Origin of the sequence: Shinella sp. SUS2 (assembly GCF_001262505.1) — a bacterium.
Taxonomy (GTDB): Bacteria; Pseudomonadota; Alphaproteobacteria; order Rhizobiales; family Rhizobiaceae; genus Shinella.
The window spans coordinates 100277-117140 of sequence record NZ_KQ410727.1; the positions used below are offsets into that span (position 1 = coordinate 100277).

The 16864-nt window shown below is 64.8% G+C and carries 15 protein-coding genes; 11 read left to right on the forward strand and 4 right to left on the reverse strand.

Annotated elements, in window-relative coordinates; all coding sequences use genetic code 11:
• Nucleotides 1–8: 8 nt before the first annotated feature.
• The 3 genes from AKG11_RS09115 to AKG11_RS09125 are packed head-to-tail and all read right to left on the reverse strand — an operon-like array spanning nt 9 to nt 1709.
• Nucleotides 9–788, reverse strand: a complete 780-nt coding sequence (locus AKG11_RS09115) for an anti-sigma factor family protein (protein ID WP_050743665.1) — start codon at nt 786–788, stop codon at nt 9–11.
• Nucleotides 785–1351, reverse strand: coding sequence for an RNA polymerase sigma factor (locus tag AKG11_RS09120; protein ID WP_081870725.1), 567 nt, complete (start codon nt 1349–1351; stop codon nt 785–787). The genes AKG11_RS09115 and AKG11_RS09120 overlap by 4 nt, the downstream gene beginning before the upstream one ends.
• Nucleotides 1335–1709, reverse strand: coding sequence for a COG4315 family predicted lipoprotein (locus AKG11_RS09125; RefSeq protein WP_023513922.1), 375 nt, complete (start codon nt 1707–1709; stop codon nt 1335–1337). The genes AKG11_RS09120 and AKG11_RS09125 overlap by 17 nt, the downstream gene beginning before the upstream one ends.
• Nucleotides 1710–1975: 266 nt before the next feature.
• Between AKG11_RS09125 and kdpF the strand changes: the two genes are divergently transcribed.
• From kdpF to AKG11_RS09150, 6 genes are read left to right on the forward strand one after another with little or no spacing between them, the layout of a single operon-like run.
• Nucleotides 1976–2098, forward strand: a complete 123-nt coding sequence (gene kdpF / locus AKG11_RS33665; protein WP_081870726.1) for a K(+)-transporting ATPase subunit F — start codon at nt 1976–1978, stop codon at nt 2096–2098.
• A gap of 18 nt (nt 2099–2116) precedes the next feature.
• Complete coding sequence (kdpA, locus tag AKG11_RS09130; protein ID WP_050743666.1) at nt 2117–3826, forward strand: potassium-transporting ATPase subunit KdpA; 1710 nt, start codon at nt 2117–2119, stop codon at nt 3824–3826.
• Nucleotides 3827–3837: 11 nt separating this feature from the next.
• Complete coding sequence (gene kdpB, locus AKG11_RS09135) at nt 3838–5874, forward strand: potassium-transporting ATPase subunit KdpB (RefSeq protein ID WP_050743667.1); 2037 nt, start codon at nt 3838–3840, stop codon at nt 5872–5874.
• A 2-nt stretch (nt 5875–5876) separates the two neighbouring features.
• The gene (gene kdpC / locus AKG11_RS09140) at nt 5877–6446 is read left to right on the forward strand and encodes a potassium-transporting ATPase subunit KdpC (protein ID WP_050743815.1); all 570 of its coding nucleotides are present in this window, start codon (nt 5877–5879) and stop codon (nt 6444–6446) included.
• 8 nt (nt 6447–6454) lie between these two features.
• Nucleotides 6455–9139, forward strand: a complete 2685-nt coding sequence (locus tag AKG11_RS09145; RefSeq protein WP_050743668.1) for a sensor histidine kinase — start codon at nt 6455–6457, stop codon at nt 9137–9139.
• Entirely contained in the window at nt 9136–9828 is a 693-nt protein-coding gene (locus AKG11_RS09150; protein ID WP_050743669.1) for a response regulator, read from the forward strand. Before AKG11_RS09145 ends, AKG11_RS09150 begins: the two co-directional genes overlap by 4 nt.
• 13 nt (nt 9829–9841) lie before the next feature.
• On the opposite strand, the gene AKG11_RS09155 is transcribed toward AKG11_RS09150, so the two are convergent.
• Nucleotides 9842–10861, reverse strand: coding sequence for a LacI family DNA-binding transcriptional regulator (locus tag AKG11_RS09155; RefSeq protein ID WP_050743670.1), 1020 nt, complete (start codon nt 10859–10861; stop codon nt 9842–9844).
• Between the two features lie 272 nt (nt 10862–11133).
• Between AKG11_RS09155 and AKG11_RS09160 the strand changes: the two genes are divergently transcribed.
• From AKG11_RS09160 to AKG11_RS09180, 5 genes are all read left to right on the forward strand, one after another.
• Complete coding sequence (locus AKG11_RS09160) at nt 11134–12180, forward strand: ABC transporter substrate-binding protein (protein ID WP_050743671.1); 1047 nt, start codon at nt 11134–11136, stop codon at nt 12178–12180.
• A 79-nt stretch (nt 12181–12259) separates the two neighbouring features.
• Nucleotides 12260–13078: an ATP-binding cassette domain-containing protein gene (locus AKG11_RS09165; RefSeq protein WP_023512744.1), complete on the forward strand. Its 819-nt coding sequence runs from the start codon at nt 12260–12262 to the stop codon at nt 13076–13078.
• Nucleotides 13075–14319 carry a sugar ABC transporter permease gene (locus tag AKG11_RS09170; RefSeq protein ID WP_023512743.1) on the forward strand — a complete coding sequence of 415 codons (1245 nt, stop codon included), beginning with the start codon at nt 13075–13077 and terminating at the stop codon, nt 14317–14319. The genes AKG11_RS09165 and AKG11_RS09170 overlap by 4 nt, the downstream gene beginning before the upstream one ends.
• A gap of 21 nt (nt 14320–14340) precedes the next feature.
• Nucleotides 14341–15069 (forward strand): SDR family oxidoreductase, encoded by a 729-nt coding sequence (locus tag AKG11_RS09175; protein WP_050743672.1) that lies wholly within the window; start codon nt 14341–14343, stop codon nt 15067–15069.
• A gap of 65 nt (nt 15070–15134) precedes the next feature.
• Nucleotides 15135–16766: an FGGY-family carbohydrate kinase gene (locus AKG11_RS09180; RefSeq protein ID WP_050743673.1), complete on the forward strand. Its 1632-nt coding sequence runs from the start codon at nt 15135–15137 to the stop codon at nt 16764–16766.
• Nucleotides 16767–16864: the final 98 nt, after the last annotated feature.

A 16864-nucleotide genomic window follows, 5' to 3' on the forward strand; every position in this document is an offset into this window, starting at 1 on the left:
TGACGGCCTTATGTCGGGAACTGCCGGTAGCATTCCTCCGCGATCTGTTGGAGCCGTTCGCGGGAAATGTCGCCGGTCACCGCATAGCCGAGATCGCCATCGATCCAGTAGGAGGTTTCCACGCCGCTGGTAGAAGCAAAGCGGAAGCTGGTCGTCCGGTTTTCCTCGTTGCGGGCAACGAGGACCGTGACGCGGCGCCCGGTTTCGTCCTCGTACATGAACAGGGCGCCGGGCTTGTCGGTGACGGGCAAGAGGCGACCGCCCACCAGCTTGAAGCCGAGCGTCGTGAGGTCCGGGACCTTCAGGTCGTCGATGGCAAGGCGTTTTCCGAGCCATCGTGCCAGATGCGCCTCCTGGTCGGCAAAGACCTCGACGGGATGGCGCACCTCGCTCGCATAGATGAGATAGGCATTGCGCGCCTCGTGCGGGAGGGCATCCATGGCCGTCATCGTCGGCGCCCTTTCAAGGAGCATCGGGCCGAAATGGCCGGCAAGGCCGCCGAGCATGAAGACGAGCATTGCCGCGGCGGCCATTGCAAGGTGCGGCGTTGCGACCCTTTTAGCGGCACGATGTCCGGTGATGAGCTGGAGATCGGAGGGGCGGGCGGTGGCATAGGCGGCAAAGGCGTCTCTCAGGCCATCGTTCTGCGCCTGCCAGTCGGCCACCAGTCGTGCGGCTTCCGGGTTGTCGGCGAGATGGGCTTCCACACGTTCGTGTTCAGCTCCCTTCAGAAAGCCGTCGGCAAAGGCGTGTAGGTCCGTTTCGGTCACGGGGCGGCTCTCGCTCATCGGGGGCTCCGCAGGTGAATGACGTTTTCGGCTGCCAATTTCTCCCGCAGCATCTGCCGGGCGCGGGAGAGGCGCGACATGACGGTGCCGGCCGGGACATCCAGGATGTCGGCAACTTCCTGATAGGTGTGGCCTTCGACCGCAACCAGCATCAGCACGGCCCGCGCCTCCTTCGGCAGGGCGTCGAGCGCCTGAACGAGCCGGTTCCGCGCCAGCGGATCGGAGGGCGGGGCGCCTTCGGCGATGCTCTCGGCCGCCTCGATGCCGACGGACGGGCGGCGCGCGACGGCGCGGCGGGCGTTGAAATGCAGGTTGGTCATGATCCGGTAGGCCCAGGCGCGAATGTTTGCGCCGCGCCATTGCCCCCGGTGGCTCAGCGCCTTTTCGACACAGTCCTGCAGCAGATCCTCGCTTTCCGCATCCGATCGCGTCAGGCTACGGGAGTAGCGCCGGAGCTGTGGCAAGAGGGCCAGGATCTCGGCGTCGAAAGAGACGGGCGAGGAGGATACGCCCTCCCGCCCGCTGCCCATCCCGACGCCGTGCGGGTCAGGGCTTTGCGACATCCCAGACGCCGTTCACACCGTCGCCGGTCGTATCGCCTTCCTTCTTGTCCTTGACCCAGTAGTAGAGCGGCATGCCGTCCTTGGCCCATTGTTTCGCCCCGTCCTTGCGGGTGACGAGGGAGTATGCACCCTCTGCGGCCGCATCGGAAGCGGCGATGGCCGGCGGCCAGTTCGCCGCGCATTTGTCGTAGCAGTTCGAGGTGCCGGGCTTGTCTTTCTTGAAGGTATAGAGGGTCATGCCCTTCTCGCCGGCAAGCACCTCGCCCTTGTCGGTCTTGACGGTCGTGAACGGTTCGGCAGCGAAAGCCGTGCCCGCAAGGACCGCGACGGCGAATGGCACGAGGACTAGGAACTTCATGGTCGTCTCCCATCGTTACGGCGACTTTCCTGAGCCGCCCCTGCCAAGACACCGATGCCTGCCGGATTATTCCCTGCCGCTTTGAAAAAATACGCGGCGGACTGGAAAACGCATCTTTATCTTTTCCTTACGTCGCTTCCCTGCCTTCCCAATCGAAACCTGACCCCGTCCGCTCCTAGTGTGCCGCCAGCATAAACAGGAGACGGACATGTCCGATTTCATATTCCTCGCGCTCGGCTGCGCCACGTTCGTCGTGTTCGCAGCCTATGCCCGCGCGCTCGACCGGCTTTGAGGAGACGACAGTGCTTGAACCCCTTTTCGGCCTTTTCGTCGCGCTTGCCCTTGGCGCCTATCTCGTGGTCACGCTGCTGCGGCCCGAACGCTTCTGAGTTTTCTGGAGAATTTTGATGACCACGATCGGGTGGCTGCAAATCGCCCTCTTCTTCCTCGCGGTGCTCGTCACGATCAAGCCGCTCGGATTGTACATGGCCCGCGTCTTTGCCGGCGAGCGCACTGCGCTGTCGCCGGTTCTCGGACGTCTGGAAACGGACCTCTATCGCGTTTCCGGCATAAACCCCGGCAAAGAGCAGGGCTGGCTCGCCTATACGGCCTCGATGCTGGCCTTCTCCATCGCCGGCTTTGTCGCGCTCTATGCGATCCTGCGCCTGCAGGCGTATTTGCCGCTCAACCCGCAGGGTTTTGCCGGCATGGCACCGGACCTCGCCTTCAACACGACGGTGTCCTTCGTCACCAACACCAACTGGCAGAACTATGGCGGCGAAACCACGCTCAGCCATTTCAGCCAGATGGCCGGCCTGACGGTGCAGAACTTCTTGTCCGCCGCAACGGGCATCGCGCTCGCCATGGCGCTGACGCGGGCTTTCGTCCGTTCGAAGGTCGCAACGCTCGGCAATTTCTGGGTGGATATGACGCGGGCGGTGCTCTATGTGCTGCTGCCGATGGCGATCGTCGTCGCGCTTGCTTTCGTCGCCATGGGCTTGCCGCAGACGCTGGACGGTGCCGTGACGGCGACCACGCTCGAGGGCGCGAGCCAGACGATCTCGCTCGGCCCGGTCGCCTCGCAGGAGGCGATCAAGCAGCTCGGCACCAATGGTGGCGGCTTCTTCAACGTCAACGCCGCCCATCCCTTTGAGAACCCCACGACGTTCTCCAACTATCTCAACATCTTCGCCATGCTGTCGATCTCGGCCGCGCTGGTCTACACGTTCGGCCAGCTCGTCGGTAACCGCCGCCAGGGCTGGGCGATCATCAGCGCCATGGCGATCCTGCTGATATCAGGCGTCGCCGTCGTCTACTGGGCGGAGGCCGCGGGCAATCCGATCCTGACCGCTCTTGGCGTCGATGCTTCCGCCGGCAATATGGAAGGCAAGGAAGTGCGCTTCGGCCAGGCGATGACCGCGCTCTATGCCGCCGTCACGACCGGCCTTTCAGACGGTGGCGTCAACGGCATGCACGGCTCCTTCACCGGTCTCGGCGGTCTTGTGCCGATGTTCCTGATGCAGCTCGGTGAGGTTTTGCCGGGTGGTGTCGGGTCCGGTCTGTACGGCATGCTCGTCTTCGCGCTGCTTTCCGTCTTCGTGTCCGGCCTGATGGTCGGCCGCACGCCGGAATTCCTCGGCAAGAAGATCGAGGGCCGCGAGATGAAATATGCCATGCTCGCCGTGCTCGTCCTGCCGCTCACCATCCTCGGCTTCACCGCAGTTTCCGCCATGCTGCCCTTCGCCGTCGCCAGCATCGGCACGGCCGGCCCGCACGGCCTGTCGGAAATCCTCTATGCCTATACGTCCGCGGCCGGCAACAACGGCTCGGCCTTCGGCGGGCTGACGGGCAACACCGTCTGGTACAACACGACGCTCGGCATCGCCATGCTGCTCGGCCGCTTCGCCTATATGATACCCGTCATGGCGATCGCCGGTTCGCTGGCGGCCAAGGTGAAGGTGCCCCCGTCCTCCGGCACCTTCCCGACGGACGGGCCGCTCTTCGTCGGCCTCCTCATCGGCATCATCCTCATTCTCGGCGGCCTGCAGTTCTTCCCTGCGCTTGCCCTCGGCCCCATCGTCGAACATCTGGCGATGCTTGCCGGCCAGACCTTCTGAAGGAACAGATCATGTCAAAGGACCACCACGCGCCGGGCCTTCTCGACCCAGCCATCCTCCTGCCGGCCGCGCGCGATGCTTTCGTCAAGCTCGACCCGCGCCAGCTGGTGCGCAATCCGGTGATCTTCGTCACCGAGGCTGTCGCCGCCGTCGTCACCGTGCTTTTCCTGCGCGATCTTTTTACCGGCAGCGCGCAGGCGGGCTTTTCCGGCCAGATTGCGGCCTGGCTCTGGTTTACCGTGCTCTTTGCGACCTTTGCAGAGGCCGTCGCCGAAGGGCGCGGCCGCGCCCAGGCCGACAGCCTGAAGCGGACCAAGTCGGAACTCGTCGCAAGGCGGCGGTCGGCCTCCGGCGCGGTCGAAACGATCCCGGCAACCAGCCTTGCCATCGGCGATGTCGTGCTTGTTGCCGCCGGCGAACTCATTCCCGGCGACGGCGAGGTGATCGAAGGGGTCGCTTCGGTCAATGAAAGCGCAATCACCGGCGAATCCGCTCCCGTCATCCGCGAATCCGGCGGCGACCGCTCTGCCGTTACCGGCGGCACGCAGGTGCTTTCCGACGAGATCACGGTGAAGATCACCGTTGCGCCCGGCTCCTCCTTCGTCGATCGCATGATCGCGCTCATCGAGGGCGCGCAGCGGCAGAAAACGCCGAACGAGATCGCGCTGTCGATCCTGCTTTCGGGCCTGACGCTGATCTTCCTCTTCGTCTGCGTCGCCATCTGGGGCCTGGCCGGCTATTCCGGCACGATCCTGACGGTCACGGTGCTTGCCGCGCTTCTCGTCACGCTCATCCCGACGACCATCGGCGGCCTTCTCTCGGCCATCGGCATTGCCGGCATGGATCGCCTCGTCCGCTTCAACGTCATTGCCACCTCCGGCCGGGCGGTGGAGGCGGCCGGCGACGTCGATACGCTGCTGCTCGACAAGACGGGCACCATCACCTTCGGCAACCGCATGGCGAGCGATTTCCTGCCGGCGCCGGGCGTGAGCCCCTCGGAACTCGCGGAAGCCGCGCTTCTCGCCAGCCTGTCCGACGAGACGCCCGAAGGCCGTTCGATCGTGGCTCTTGCAATGGGTGAGTTTTCGGTAGCGATGCCGCAGGTGCGCTTCGATGCCGTGATCGAGTTCACCGCCGAGACCCGCCTTTCCGGCGTCGATCTCGGTGACCGCCGGCTGCGCAAAGGCGCGGTCGATGCCGTGCTGCGTTTTGCCGGCGTTCAGGAGGGTGATGCGCCCGCCGAATTCCGTCGTGCCGTCGAGACGATCGCGCGCAGCGGCGGCACGCCGCTCGCCGTTGCCGACGGTTCGCGCCTGCTCGGCGTCATCCACCTCAAGGACATCGTCAAGCCGGGTATCAAGGAGCGCTTTGCGGCACTGCGCGCCATGGGCATCCGCACCGTCATGGTGACAGGCGACAATCCGGTGACGGCCGCAGCCATCGCCTCGGAAGCCGGCGTCGACGATTTCCTTGCCCAGGCGACGCCGGAGGACAAGCTGGCCTATATCCGCCGCGAACAGCAGGGCGGCCGCCTGATCGCCATGTGCGGCGACGGCACCAACGACGCTCCTGCACTCGCCCAGGCAGATGTCGGCGTTGCCATGCAGACGGGCACGCAGGCGGCCCGCGAGGCGGCCAACATGGTGGACCTCGATTCGAGCCCGACCAAGCTCATCGAGATCGTCGAGATCGGCAAGCAATTGCTGATGACGCGCGGTTCGCTGACCACCTTCTCGATCGCCAACGATGTCGCCAAATATTTCGCGATCATCCCGGCCCTCTTCGTCGCGACCTATCCGGCGCTCGATGCACTCAACATCATGCAACTCGCCTCGCCGCAATCGGCCATCCTTTCGGCCGTCATCTTCAATGCGCTGATCATCGTGGCGCTCATTCCGCTGGCGCTGCGCGGTGTCGCCTATCGTCCGGCGGGAGCGGCCGCCCTGTTGCGCCGTAACCTTCTCGTCTACGGTCTCGGTGGTCTCGTCCTGCCTTTTGCAGGCATCAAGGCTATCGATCTTGCCGTCAGCGCCCTAAATCTGGTGTGATCATGCTGAAACAACTTCGCCCGGCCCTCACTCTCGTCTTCGCCCTGACGGCGCTTCTCGGCCTTGCCTATCCGCTCGCCGTGACCGGCATCGCGCAGGTCGTGATGCCGTCCGCCGCCAATGGTTCTCTCATCGAAAGGAACGGAGCCGTCGTCGGCTCCGACCTCATCGGGCAGGCCTTTGCCTCGGACAAGTATTTCTGGCCGCGTCCTTCGGCCACCGGACCGGACGCCTACAACGCGGCCGCCTCGTCCGGCTCGAACCTGGGCACGACCTCCGTCAAGCTTCGGGATCGTGTCGAGGCGGATGTCGCCCGGCTGACGGCGGCGGGCATGGCGACGCCGATCCCGGCCGACGCGGTGACGACCTCCGGTTCCGGCCTCGATCCGCATATCTCGCCCGCTTTCGCGCGGGCGCAGGTCGCGCGGGTTGCAAAGGCGCGTGGTATGGAGGAAACGACGGTCGAGGCCCTTGTCGGGCGGCAGGTCGAAGGCCGGCTCCTGGGTGTGTTCGGCGAACCGCAAGTGAACGTGCTACAGCTCAACATGGCGCTCGACACGCTCGGATCATGAGAGGACGAATGGCGGACGACGACAGCCGCAGACCGGATCCCGACACATTGCTTGCCCTGGCGGAGAAAGACCGCCGGGGCAAATTGACTGTTTTTCTGGGCGCTGCTCCCGGCGTCGGAAAGACCTATGCCATGCTGTCGCGTGCCGGCCGTCTCAAGGCAGAGGGCGTGGATGTCGTCGTCGGCCTCGTCGAGACCCACGGGCGCGGGGAAACCGCCGCACTGCTTGCCGGTCTGGAGGTTTTGCCGCGCAAACAGATCACCCATCGCGGCCGTGCACTGGAGGAGTTCGACCTCGATGGTGCGCTCGCCCGCCGTCCGCGCATCGTGCTCGTCGATGAACTGGCCCATTCCAATCCCGAAGGTAGCCGGCATCCCAAGCGCTACCAGGATATCGAGGAGCTGATCGCGGCCGGCATCGATGTCTGGACGGCGCTGAACATCCAGCATCTTGAAAGCCTCGCCGATCTCGTCGCGGAGATCACTGGTGTCACGGTGCGCGAGCGCGTGCCCGATGTCATGCTGAAGAAGGCGGACGAGGTCCTGCTCGTCGATCTGCCGCCGACGGAGCTGATCGAGCGGCTGAAGGAGGGCAAGGTCTATCTGCCGGACAGCGCCAGCCGCGCGATTGACCGCTTCTTCCGGCTCGGCAACCTGACGGCGCTGCGCGAGCTTGCGCTGCGGCGCACGGCAGACCGGGTCGACGACCAGATGGTCGACTATCTCAAGCAGCATGCGATCGAAGGGCCCTGGGCGGCCGGCGAACGCCTGCTTGTCTGTGTCGGGCCGGACGAATTGTCGGAAAAGGTGGTTCGTGTGGCGAGCCGGCTCGCCTCCGGCCTCAACGCGCCGTGGATCGTCGTGTCGATAGAGCGGGCGGACCGGGAGGTCGGCACGACCGAACATCTGCACCGCATCGAGGCGCTGTTCCGGCTCGCCGAGCAGCTGGGCGCGGAAACGCGCCGGGTGGTCGGCAACGATTTCGTCGAGGAAATCCTGAAGCTGGCGCGCCGCGAGCACGCGACGCAGATCGTCATCGGCGCCCGGCGCAACCGCGGCTGGCGACGGCTCGTCTCGCCGTCGCTGCCCGATGCGCTCTCGCGCAACGCGGCAGGCCTTGGTGTCTATTTCGTTACGCCCGACAGGAAGGAAAAGTCGGCCGCCCCCGCACGCCCCGCTATGCCGGCGATCGCCTCCTACCGGCAGTCGGCGCTTGTCGCGCTCGCGCTCGTGGCCGCCACGGCGGCGTTGGGCAAGCTTGTCTATCTCTTTGCCGAATTGCCGAACATCTCGCTGCTCTTCCTGCTTGCGGTTCTCGGTGCCGCGGTGCTGGGCGGTTATGCCTCCGCCTTCATTGCCGCCTTCCTTTCGGCGCTCGCCTACAATTTTCTCTTCATCGATCCGGTGCACACCTTCACGATCACCGCGCCGCACGAGGTTTTCGCGCTCTTCGTCTTCCTGACGGTGGCAATCATCGCCGGCGGTTTCGCCTCGCGTATCAAGGAGCAGGCGAAAGTTGCCCGTGTGCGCGCCACGGCTTTGCAATCGCTCTACGATTTTTCGCGAAAGCTCTCGACGGCAGGCAAGGCCGACGATGCGAACTGGGTGGCGGTGTCGCATCTGCAGGCAAGCCTCAAGCGCAACATCGTGTTGCTTCTGCCCGACAAGAACGATCTCAAGGTCGCCGCGGTCTGGCCGCCGGATACCGAGCTCGACGTCACCGATTTCACGGCGGCACGCTGGACCTGCGACAAGCAGGAGAAGGCCGGCTTGGGCACGGGCACGCTGCCCAATAGCCGCTTCGAGTTCCGCCCGTTGATGGGGCCGCACGGCCTGGTCGGCGTGTGCGGCATTCAGCTGGGAGACGAACGCCTCGACCTCAATGCGGAGCGTGCGCTGTCCGCCATCCTCGATCAGACGGCGATTGCGCTCGACAGGGCGCGGCTTTCGGAAGAAAGCGTGATGCAGGCGGCCAAGCTCGAGGGCGAGCGCTACCGGGAGGCTCTGCTCTCCTCGATCTCGCACGACCTCAGGACGCCGCTCGCCACCATCATGGGGGCCGTCACAAGCCTGCGCCAGCTCGGCGGGCGCATGACTGCCGAAAGTCGCGACGATCTTCTCCAGTCGATCGAGGAGGAGGGCAGCCGCATGAGCCGCTTCGTCGCCAACCTGCTCGACATGACGCGCATCGAATCCGGCACGTTGAAGCCCAAGGGTGACTGGGTGGACGTTTCCGATGTCGTGCAGTCCGCCGTCGAGCGGGCGCGCAAGTATTTCCCGGGCAAGGTGATCGAGACCGGCATTGCGACCGACCTGCCACTCATCGAGGGCGACAGCGTGCTGCTTGGCCAGGTGCTGTTCAACCTGCTCGACAATGCGGTGAAATATGGTGGCGAGGAGCCGGTCAATGTCTATGCGCGGCGGGATGGACAGGATGTCCTCATCTCCGTCACCGACCTCGGCAGGGGCATTCCGCCCTCGGAGATCGACCGCGTCTTCGAAAAATTCTATCGTCGCGGCAAGCCGGACGGCCGCTCGCCCGGAACAGGTCTCGGCCTATCCATCGCCCGTGGTTTCATCGAGGCGATGGGCGGCAAGATCCATGTAGAGAGCCCGGCAGTGAAGAAGAAGGGCACCCGCATCGTCATCCGCTTCCCGGTGGGTGAAAAGGCAAGGACGGGCAAGGCGACATGATGAACGAGCGCATTCTGGTGGTGGACGACGAGCCGCAGATCCAGCGGTTCCTCAAGCCTGCCCTCAAGGCGGCGGGGTATGACGTGGTGGAGGCGGCAACCGGCGGCGAGGCACTGAAGGCCGTGGCAACGGCAGCGCCCGACCTCGTCATTCTCGATCTCGGCCTGCCGGACATGGACGGCAAGGACGTCGTTACCAGTCTTCGCGGCTGGACGCAGATTCCGATCATCATCCTCTCCGCCCGCGAGCGGGAGAGCGAGAAGATCGCCGCCCTCGACCTCGGCGCCGACGACTATATCGAAAAACCCTTCGGCATCGGCGAGCTTACCGCCCGCATCCGCAATGCGCTGCGTCACCGCGAGCGGTCTGAGGCGCCTCCGGCAACGCTCGTCACCGACGGCCTCGTCATCGACACGGTGCGCCGGCTGGTATCGCGAGACGAGGAAGCGATCCGCCTGACGCCGAAGGAATACGATCTCCTGACGTTGCTGGCGCGCCACGCCGGGCGGGTCGTCACACACAAGACGCTGCTTACCTCCGTCTGGGGCCCGGCCCATGGCGAGGACCTGCATTACCTCCGGGTCTTCATCGGCCAGCTTCGCCAGAAGATCGAGCGCGACCCGACCCATCCGGCCGTCGTGCGCACGGAGCCGGGTGTCGGATACCGGCTCGTCGTCGAGGCGGATTGAGCTTTCCGCTGCCTCAGCCGATCTTTTCGACGATGGGAGGGATTTGCACCACGGTGCGGTCCGTCGCGCCGGAATCGATGATGCCGAACACGGCTTCCAGCATTTTGGGGACGTCCTGGCGGACCATCTCGATATGGTCGCCCAGCATGGCGACGAAGGGGTCCCAGTCGAAGCAGCCGAGCTGCGGCACCCGGTCGGCATAGCGGCCGGAGCGGCGGATCCAGCGCATGACGCCTTCCAGCGAGATGGTGGAGTTGACGAACATGCCGCGTGGCAGCGGCTCTTTGCGCTCGGCGAGCTGCTTCATGGCGTTTTCCGCCTTTTCGGGCGCATAGCCGCAGGTCATCACCAGTGTCTCATCCACCGTCACGCCCGCCTCGGCATGCGCATCGCGAAAACCGCGTACGCGCTCCATCGTGTTGTGGTCGCTGCCGCGGCCGCCGACGAAGAGCAGGGGGCTTTTTTCACCGAATTCCCGCTCGCAGTTGGCGAGCACCCGGCGTGTGAGTTCCAAGGCGCCGCCGTAATTGTCGGAGATGACGGATGGCGCGCGCGTGCCTGGAAGATCGAGATTGATGGTGCGTACGCCCGCGGCAGCGCAGAGGTCGACGATATGGTCCGGGTCGGTGGCGCCCGTAGCGATCAGGCAGTCGACCTGGTAGGAGAGCATGGCACGCGCCGCCTCCACCTCCAGCGCCGGATCGCGCTGCGTGCAGGTGATGATGGGAAAGAGGCCGCGCGCGCGGGCCAGCATCTCGAATTGCTCGACGATCGAGGCGAAGTAGCGGTTGTCGTATTTCGGCACGATCATGCCGATGATCTTGGATCGCTCGCGGCGCAGCACGCTCGCCTGCATGTTGAGCGCATAGCCCTGTTCCTCGGCGAGTTTCGTGATCTTTTCGGCGAGCTTTGCGCTGATGCGCCGCTTCTTCCAGTTGCCGTTCAAAACCGCGCTGACGGCGCTTGCCGAGGTGCCTGCCAGCTCCGCCAGATCGTAGATCGTCGTCCTTTTCGTCTGCGTCGTTCTATTCACACGTCATCTCCGTTTCGTGAGCCACCTTGACACCAATGGTGTTTGGTGGCAATTCTTGCTTCATCGATTGAGCAGGTATGCTCCATCGATGAAGTTGCCTGAACAGCAAGGCTGACCCAAGGGAGGAGTCAGACGGAGCATCGACGAACCGGACGTTGTGGCCTCGCCGCAGCGAACGATGTTCTGTGCCCATTCGGTGCGCGGAGATTGTCGGTCCTGTCGCCCTGGACGGCTTGAGGGAACTGGCGAAATATCAACCGTGGAGGAACCCAATGAAGACGCTTACCCATTTGCTCGCCTCGACCGGCCTCGTCCTGTCGCTCGGCAGCGCCGCCTTTGCCCAGGAGGGCGCGACCGTTGCCTTCCTGATGCCCGACCAGGCTTCGACCCGTTACGAGCAGCATGACTATCCCGGCTTCAAGGCCGAGATGGAAAAGCTGTGCCCGAGCTGCACGGTGATCTACCAGAACGCCAATGCCGACGTCGCGCTCCAGCAGCAGCAATTCAACTCGGTGATCGCGCAGGGTGCCAAGGTCGTCGTGCTCGACCCTGTTGATTCCGCCGCTGCCGCTGCCCTCGTCGAGATCGCCCAGTCGCAGGACGTCAAGGTCATCGCCTATGACCGCCCGATCCCGGACAAGCCGGCCGACTATTACGTCTCCTTCGACAATGAAGGCATCGGCAAGGCCATTGCGCAATCGCTTGTCGATCACCTGAAGGCGAAGGGTGTTCCCGATGGTGCCGGCGTGCTGCAGATCAACGGCTCGCCGACCGATGCGGCCGCCGGGCTCATCCGCGACGGCATCGATTCCGCCCTCGACGCCTCGCCCTACAAGACGCTCGCCGAATTCGACACGCCGGACTGGGCGCCGCCGAAGGCGCAGGAATGGGCGGCTGGCCAGATCACTCGCTTCGGCGAGGAGATCAAGGGCATCGTCGCGGCCAATGACGGCACGGGCGGCGGCGCGATCGCGGCGCTGAAGGCGGCCGGTGTCAAGGAAATGCCGCCGGTGACGGGCAACGACGCGACCATCGCGGCGCTCCAGCTCATCATCTCCGGCGACCAGTACAACACGATCTCCAAGCCGTCGGAAATCGTTGCGGCAGCGGCGGCGAATGTCGCCGTCAAGCTCCTCAAGGGCGAGACGCCGGAAGCGACGCACAAGCTCTACGAAACGCCCTCACAGCTTTTCGTTCCGGCGGTCGTGACGGCGGAGAACATCAAGGCCGAGATCTTCGACAAGGGCGTCAACAAGCCGGAAGAGGTCTGCACCGGCGAGTATGTTGAAGGTTGCCGCAAACTGGGCATCATCCAGTAAGCGCCGCCATCTGTGTCCGGCCGCACAAGGCGGCCGGACATTTCCTGCCGTCGAAAGGTCAGTCTGAAGGTTCCGGGCCATGACAGCCACGCTTCAAAATGCTCCCTCCAAGGGGGAATCCGTGCTGCGTCTCAGCGGCGTATCGAAGAATTTCGGGGCCGTTTCCGCATTGACGGACATCGAGCTCGACGTGAAGGCCGGCGAAGTGGTCGCGCTGGTTGGCGACAATGGCGCCGGCAAGTCGACACTGGTCAAGGTGCTTGCCGGCGTGCATCAGCCGTCCTCGGGCACGATCGAATTCTGCGGCCGACAGGTGACGCTCGACAGCCCGGCCAAGGCGCTGGACCTGGGCATCGCCACCGTCTTCCAGGACCTCGCACTGTGCGAAAACCTCGATGTCGTCGCCAATCTCTATCTCGGCCACGAGCTGTCGCCCTGGGCGCTCGACGAAGTGGCGATGGAAGTGCGCGCCTGGACGCTGCTGCGCGAGCTTGCCGCGCGCATCCCCTCGGTGCGTGAGCCGATCGCCTCGCTTTCCGGCGGCCAGCGCCAGACGGTCGCCATCGCCCGCTCGCTGCTGCTCAATCCGAAGCTCATCATGCTGGACGAGCCGACAGCCGCGCTCGGCGTCGCGCAGACGGCCGAGGTGCTGAACCTCATCGAGCGCGTGCGCGACCGCGGACTCGGCGTCATCATCATCAGCCACAACATGGAGGACGTGCGCGCCGTCGCCGACCGCATCGTCGTGCTCCGGCTCGGGCGCAACAACGGTGTCTTCACGCCCGACTCCTCCAATCAGGAGCTCGTTTCCGCCATCACAGGCGCGACTGACAATTCCGTCTCGCGCCGCGCCGAACGCAAGTCTCACGTCCAGGAAAATCACGGGGGCGCCGCATGAGCCAGAATTCCTCCCAGCCGACGCTCGACCGCAGCGACGAGCGCGTGCGCCACGACGACAGCCTGTCCGCCATGGCGCGCGGTTTCATCGACCGCGTACGCTCCGGCGATCTCGGCATGTTGCCGGTTGCCGTCGGCCTCGTCGTCATCTCCGTCGTCTTTTCCGCCCTGAATCCGATTTTCCTCGCGCCGAACAATCTCGTGAACCTGTTGTTCGATTGCGCCACCGTCGGCGTCATCTCACTCGGCATCGTCTGCGTGCTCGTTCTTGGCGAGATCGATCTTTCGGTGGGCTCGATGAGCGGTCTTGCTTCCGCCATGGTGGGCGTCCTCTGGGTCAATCAGGGCTGGCCGATCGTCGGGGCCATCCTCGCCGCACTTGTCGTCGGTGCGGGCGTCGGCCTTCTTTATGCGACGCTCTACAACCGGCTGGGCATGCCGAGTTTCGTCGCCACGCTCGCAGGTCTGCTGGCGCTGCTCGGCCTGCAGCTCTTCATTCTCGGCCCGACCGGCTCGATCAATCTGCCCTATGCATCCTCGCTGGTGCGTTTCGGCCAGATCCTGATCATGCCCGACTGGCTGTCCTACACCCTGGCGCTGGTTCCCGGCCTGGTGATGATCGGCCGCGGCCTTCGCACCCGCACGCAGCGTCTTGCGGCGAACCTCTCCGCCCAGCCGATGCGGGCGCTGATCCTCAAGGCCGTCGTGCTGACGGCAGCGCTGGAGATCGCCGTCTTCTATCTCAATCTCGGCCGCGGCATCCCGTGGATGTTCGCGCTCTTCATCGCGCTCGCCGTTGTCCTCAACTATGCGCTGACGCGCACCAAATGGGGCCGCTCGATGTTCGCCGTCGGCGGCAACAAGGAGGCGGCGCGCCGCTCGGGCATCAACGTGCGCCGCATCTATATGAGCGCCTTCATGCTCTGCTCGACGCTGGCCGCGCTCGGCGGCATCCTCTCGGCTTCGCGGCTTGCCTCCTCCAGCCAGCAGGCCGGCACGGGCGACGTCAACCTCAACGCGATCGCCGCGGCGGTTATCGGCGGTACCAGCCTCTTCGGTGGTCGCGGCAGCGCCTATTCGGCCCTGCTCGGCATCATCGTCATCCAGGCGATCTCGAATGGCCTGACGCTGCTCAATCTCTCGTCATCGCTGCGCTACATGATCACCGGGGGCGTTCTCGCCATCGCCGTCATCGTCGATTCGCTCGCCCGACGCTCACGCGTCAGCCACGGCCGTGCATAATTTTGGAATGGAGTTTTCGATATGGCTGACCTCATGAAGGGCAAGATTGCCGCCATCACCGGTGCCGCCTCCGGCATCGGCCTGGAATGCGCCAGGACCCTCCTTGCCGAAGGCGCGAAGGTGGTGCTCGTCGACCGCGCGAAGGACAAGCTGGAACAGCTCTGCAAGGAGCTCGGCCCCAATGCCCTGCCGCTCGTCGTCGATCTCCTGGATCCCGCCGACGTTTCGGGCATGATGCCTCGTATCCTGGAGATTGCCGGCGGGCTCGACATCTTCCACGCCAATGCCGGTGCCTATATCGGCGGGCCGGTGGTAGAGGGTGACCCCGACGCCTGGGACCGCATGCTGAACCTCAACATCAACGCGGCCTTCCGCTCGGTCCACGCAGTTCTGCCCTACATGATCGGGAAGAAGACCGGTGATATCCTCTTCACCTCGTCGATTGCAGGTGTCGTGCCCGTCGTCTGGGAGCCGATCTACACGGCCTCGAAATTCGCGGTACAGGCCTTCGTGCATTCGACGCGCCGGCAGGTGGCACAACATGGCGTGCGTGTCGGCGCGGTGCTACCGGGACCGGTCGTGACGGCGCTGCTCGACGACTGGCCGAAGGAGAAGATGGACGAAGCGCTCGCCAATGGCAGCCTGATGCAGCCGAAGGAGGTGGCCGATGCCGTGCTCTTCATGCTGACCCGGCCGCGCAATGTCACGATCCGTGACCTGGTGATCCTGCCGAACAGCGTCGATCTCTGAAGCAAAACCCGCAGGCGGCTTGTGGCCGCCTGCCCGAAGAATTTCCGATTGCAGGCGGTAGACCCATGAACACTCCTTCCTCCGCACGTCCCGCGGGCGGCGAACGCTACCTTGTCGGCGTCGATGTCGGCACCGGAAGCGCCCGAGCCGGCCTCTTCGACATGACCGGGCGCATGCTGGCCTCGGGAAAACGCGACATTTCGCTGTTCCGCGAGCCGGGCGCGATGGTCGAGCAGTCGAGCACGGAGATCTGGGCCGCCGTCTGTGCTTCGGTGCGTGAAGCCGTCGCCAAGGCCGGCGTTGCGCCCGAGCAGATCATCAGCCTCGGCTTCGACGCGACGTGTTCGCTGGTCGTGCTCGGAGATGGGGGCAAGCCGCTACCCGTCGGCCCTTCGGAGGACCCGCAGCGCGACATCATCGTCTGGATGGACCACAGGGCGGTCGAACAGGTCGAGCGCATCAACGCCAAGGGTCACGAGGTGTTGCGCTATGTCGGCGGCATCATCTCACCGGAGATGGAAACGCCGAAGCTGTTGTGGCTCAAGGAAAATCGTCCGCAGGTCTTCGATGCTGCCTGGCAGTTTTTCGACCTTGCAGACTTCCTGACCTGGCGCGCGACGGACGACCTCGCGCGTTCTACCTGCACTGTGACCTGCAAATGGACCTATCTTGCGCATGAAAAGCGGTGGGATCCGAGCTATTTCCATGACATCGGCCTCGGTCTGCTCGCAGATGAGGATTTTGTCCGTATCGGCCAACGCGTCGTCGAGCCGGGCACGCCGCTTGGCAGCGGTCTGACGGCAAAGGCGGCGGCAGAGCTCGGTCTTGCCGCGGGTACGCCGGTCGGTGCCGGCATGATCGATGCCCATGCGGGCGGCATCGGCACGGTTGGGGTCGAGGGCCCGCCGGAAAACAATCTCGGCTATGTCTTCGGCACGTCCTCCTGCACCATGACCTCGACCCGAGAGCCGGTCTTCGTGCCGGGTGTCTGGGGGCCATATTATTCTGCCATGGTGCCGGGCATGTGGTTGAACGAGGGTGGGCAATCGGCGGCCGGCGCTGCCATCGAGCAGCTTCTCTCCTTCCACCCGGCGGCGGGCGAAGCCGCTGCGCTGGCGAAGGCACAGGGCCTTTCCTTGCCGGCCTTCCTGGCGGGGCTTGCTGCAGAGAACGTGCCGACGCTTTCGGCCGCGGCAGAGCTGGCGGATGGCGTACATGTCGTGCCCGAATTTCTCGGCAATCGCGCGCCCTTCGCCGATCCGCACGCCCGCGCGGCGATCGTCGGCCTCGGCATGGAGCGTGACCTTGCCAATCTCGTCTCGCTCTACATCGCCGGGCTTTGCGGCATTGGCTATGGCTTGCGCCAGATCATCGACGCGCAGGCGGCGGCCGGTGCGCCCATTGACAGGATCGTGATCAGCGGTGGTGCGGGCCAGCTCGATCTCGTTCGCCAGCTCCTGTCCGATACAACCGGCAAGGCCTTGCTTGCGACACGGGCGGAGGAGCCGGTGCTGCTCGGTGCCGCCATTCTCGGAAGCGTCGCCGCGGGCGCCTTCCCGGATGTGCGAGCGGCAATGGCAGCCCTTTCGGCGACCGACCGCACCTACCAGCCGGCCGGTGCCGATATCGCGGCTCTGCACACGAAGCGTTACGATGCCTTCACGCAGCTTCAGACGCTGGCGCGGGAGATCCGCTAGGGTTTGTCAGGGAAAAGTGGAACCCGGTTTTCCCGAAAGGACAAGCGAAAACAAAGAATCCTAGGGTCCTTCATACTCAGTATAAAGCTGACGGACTC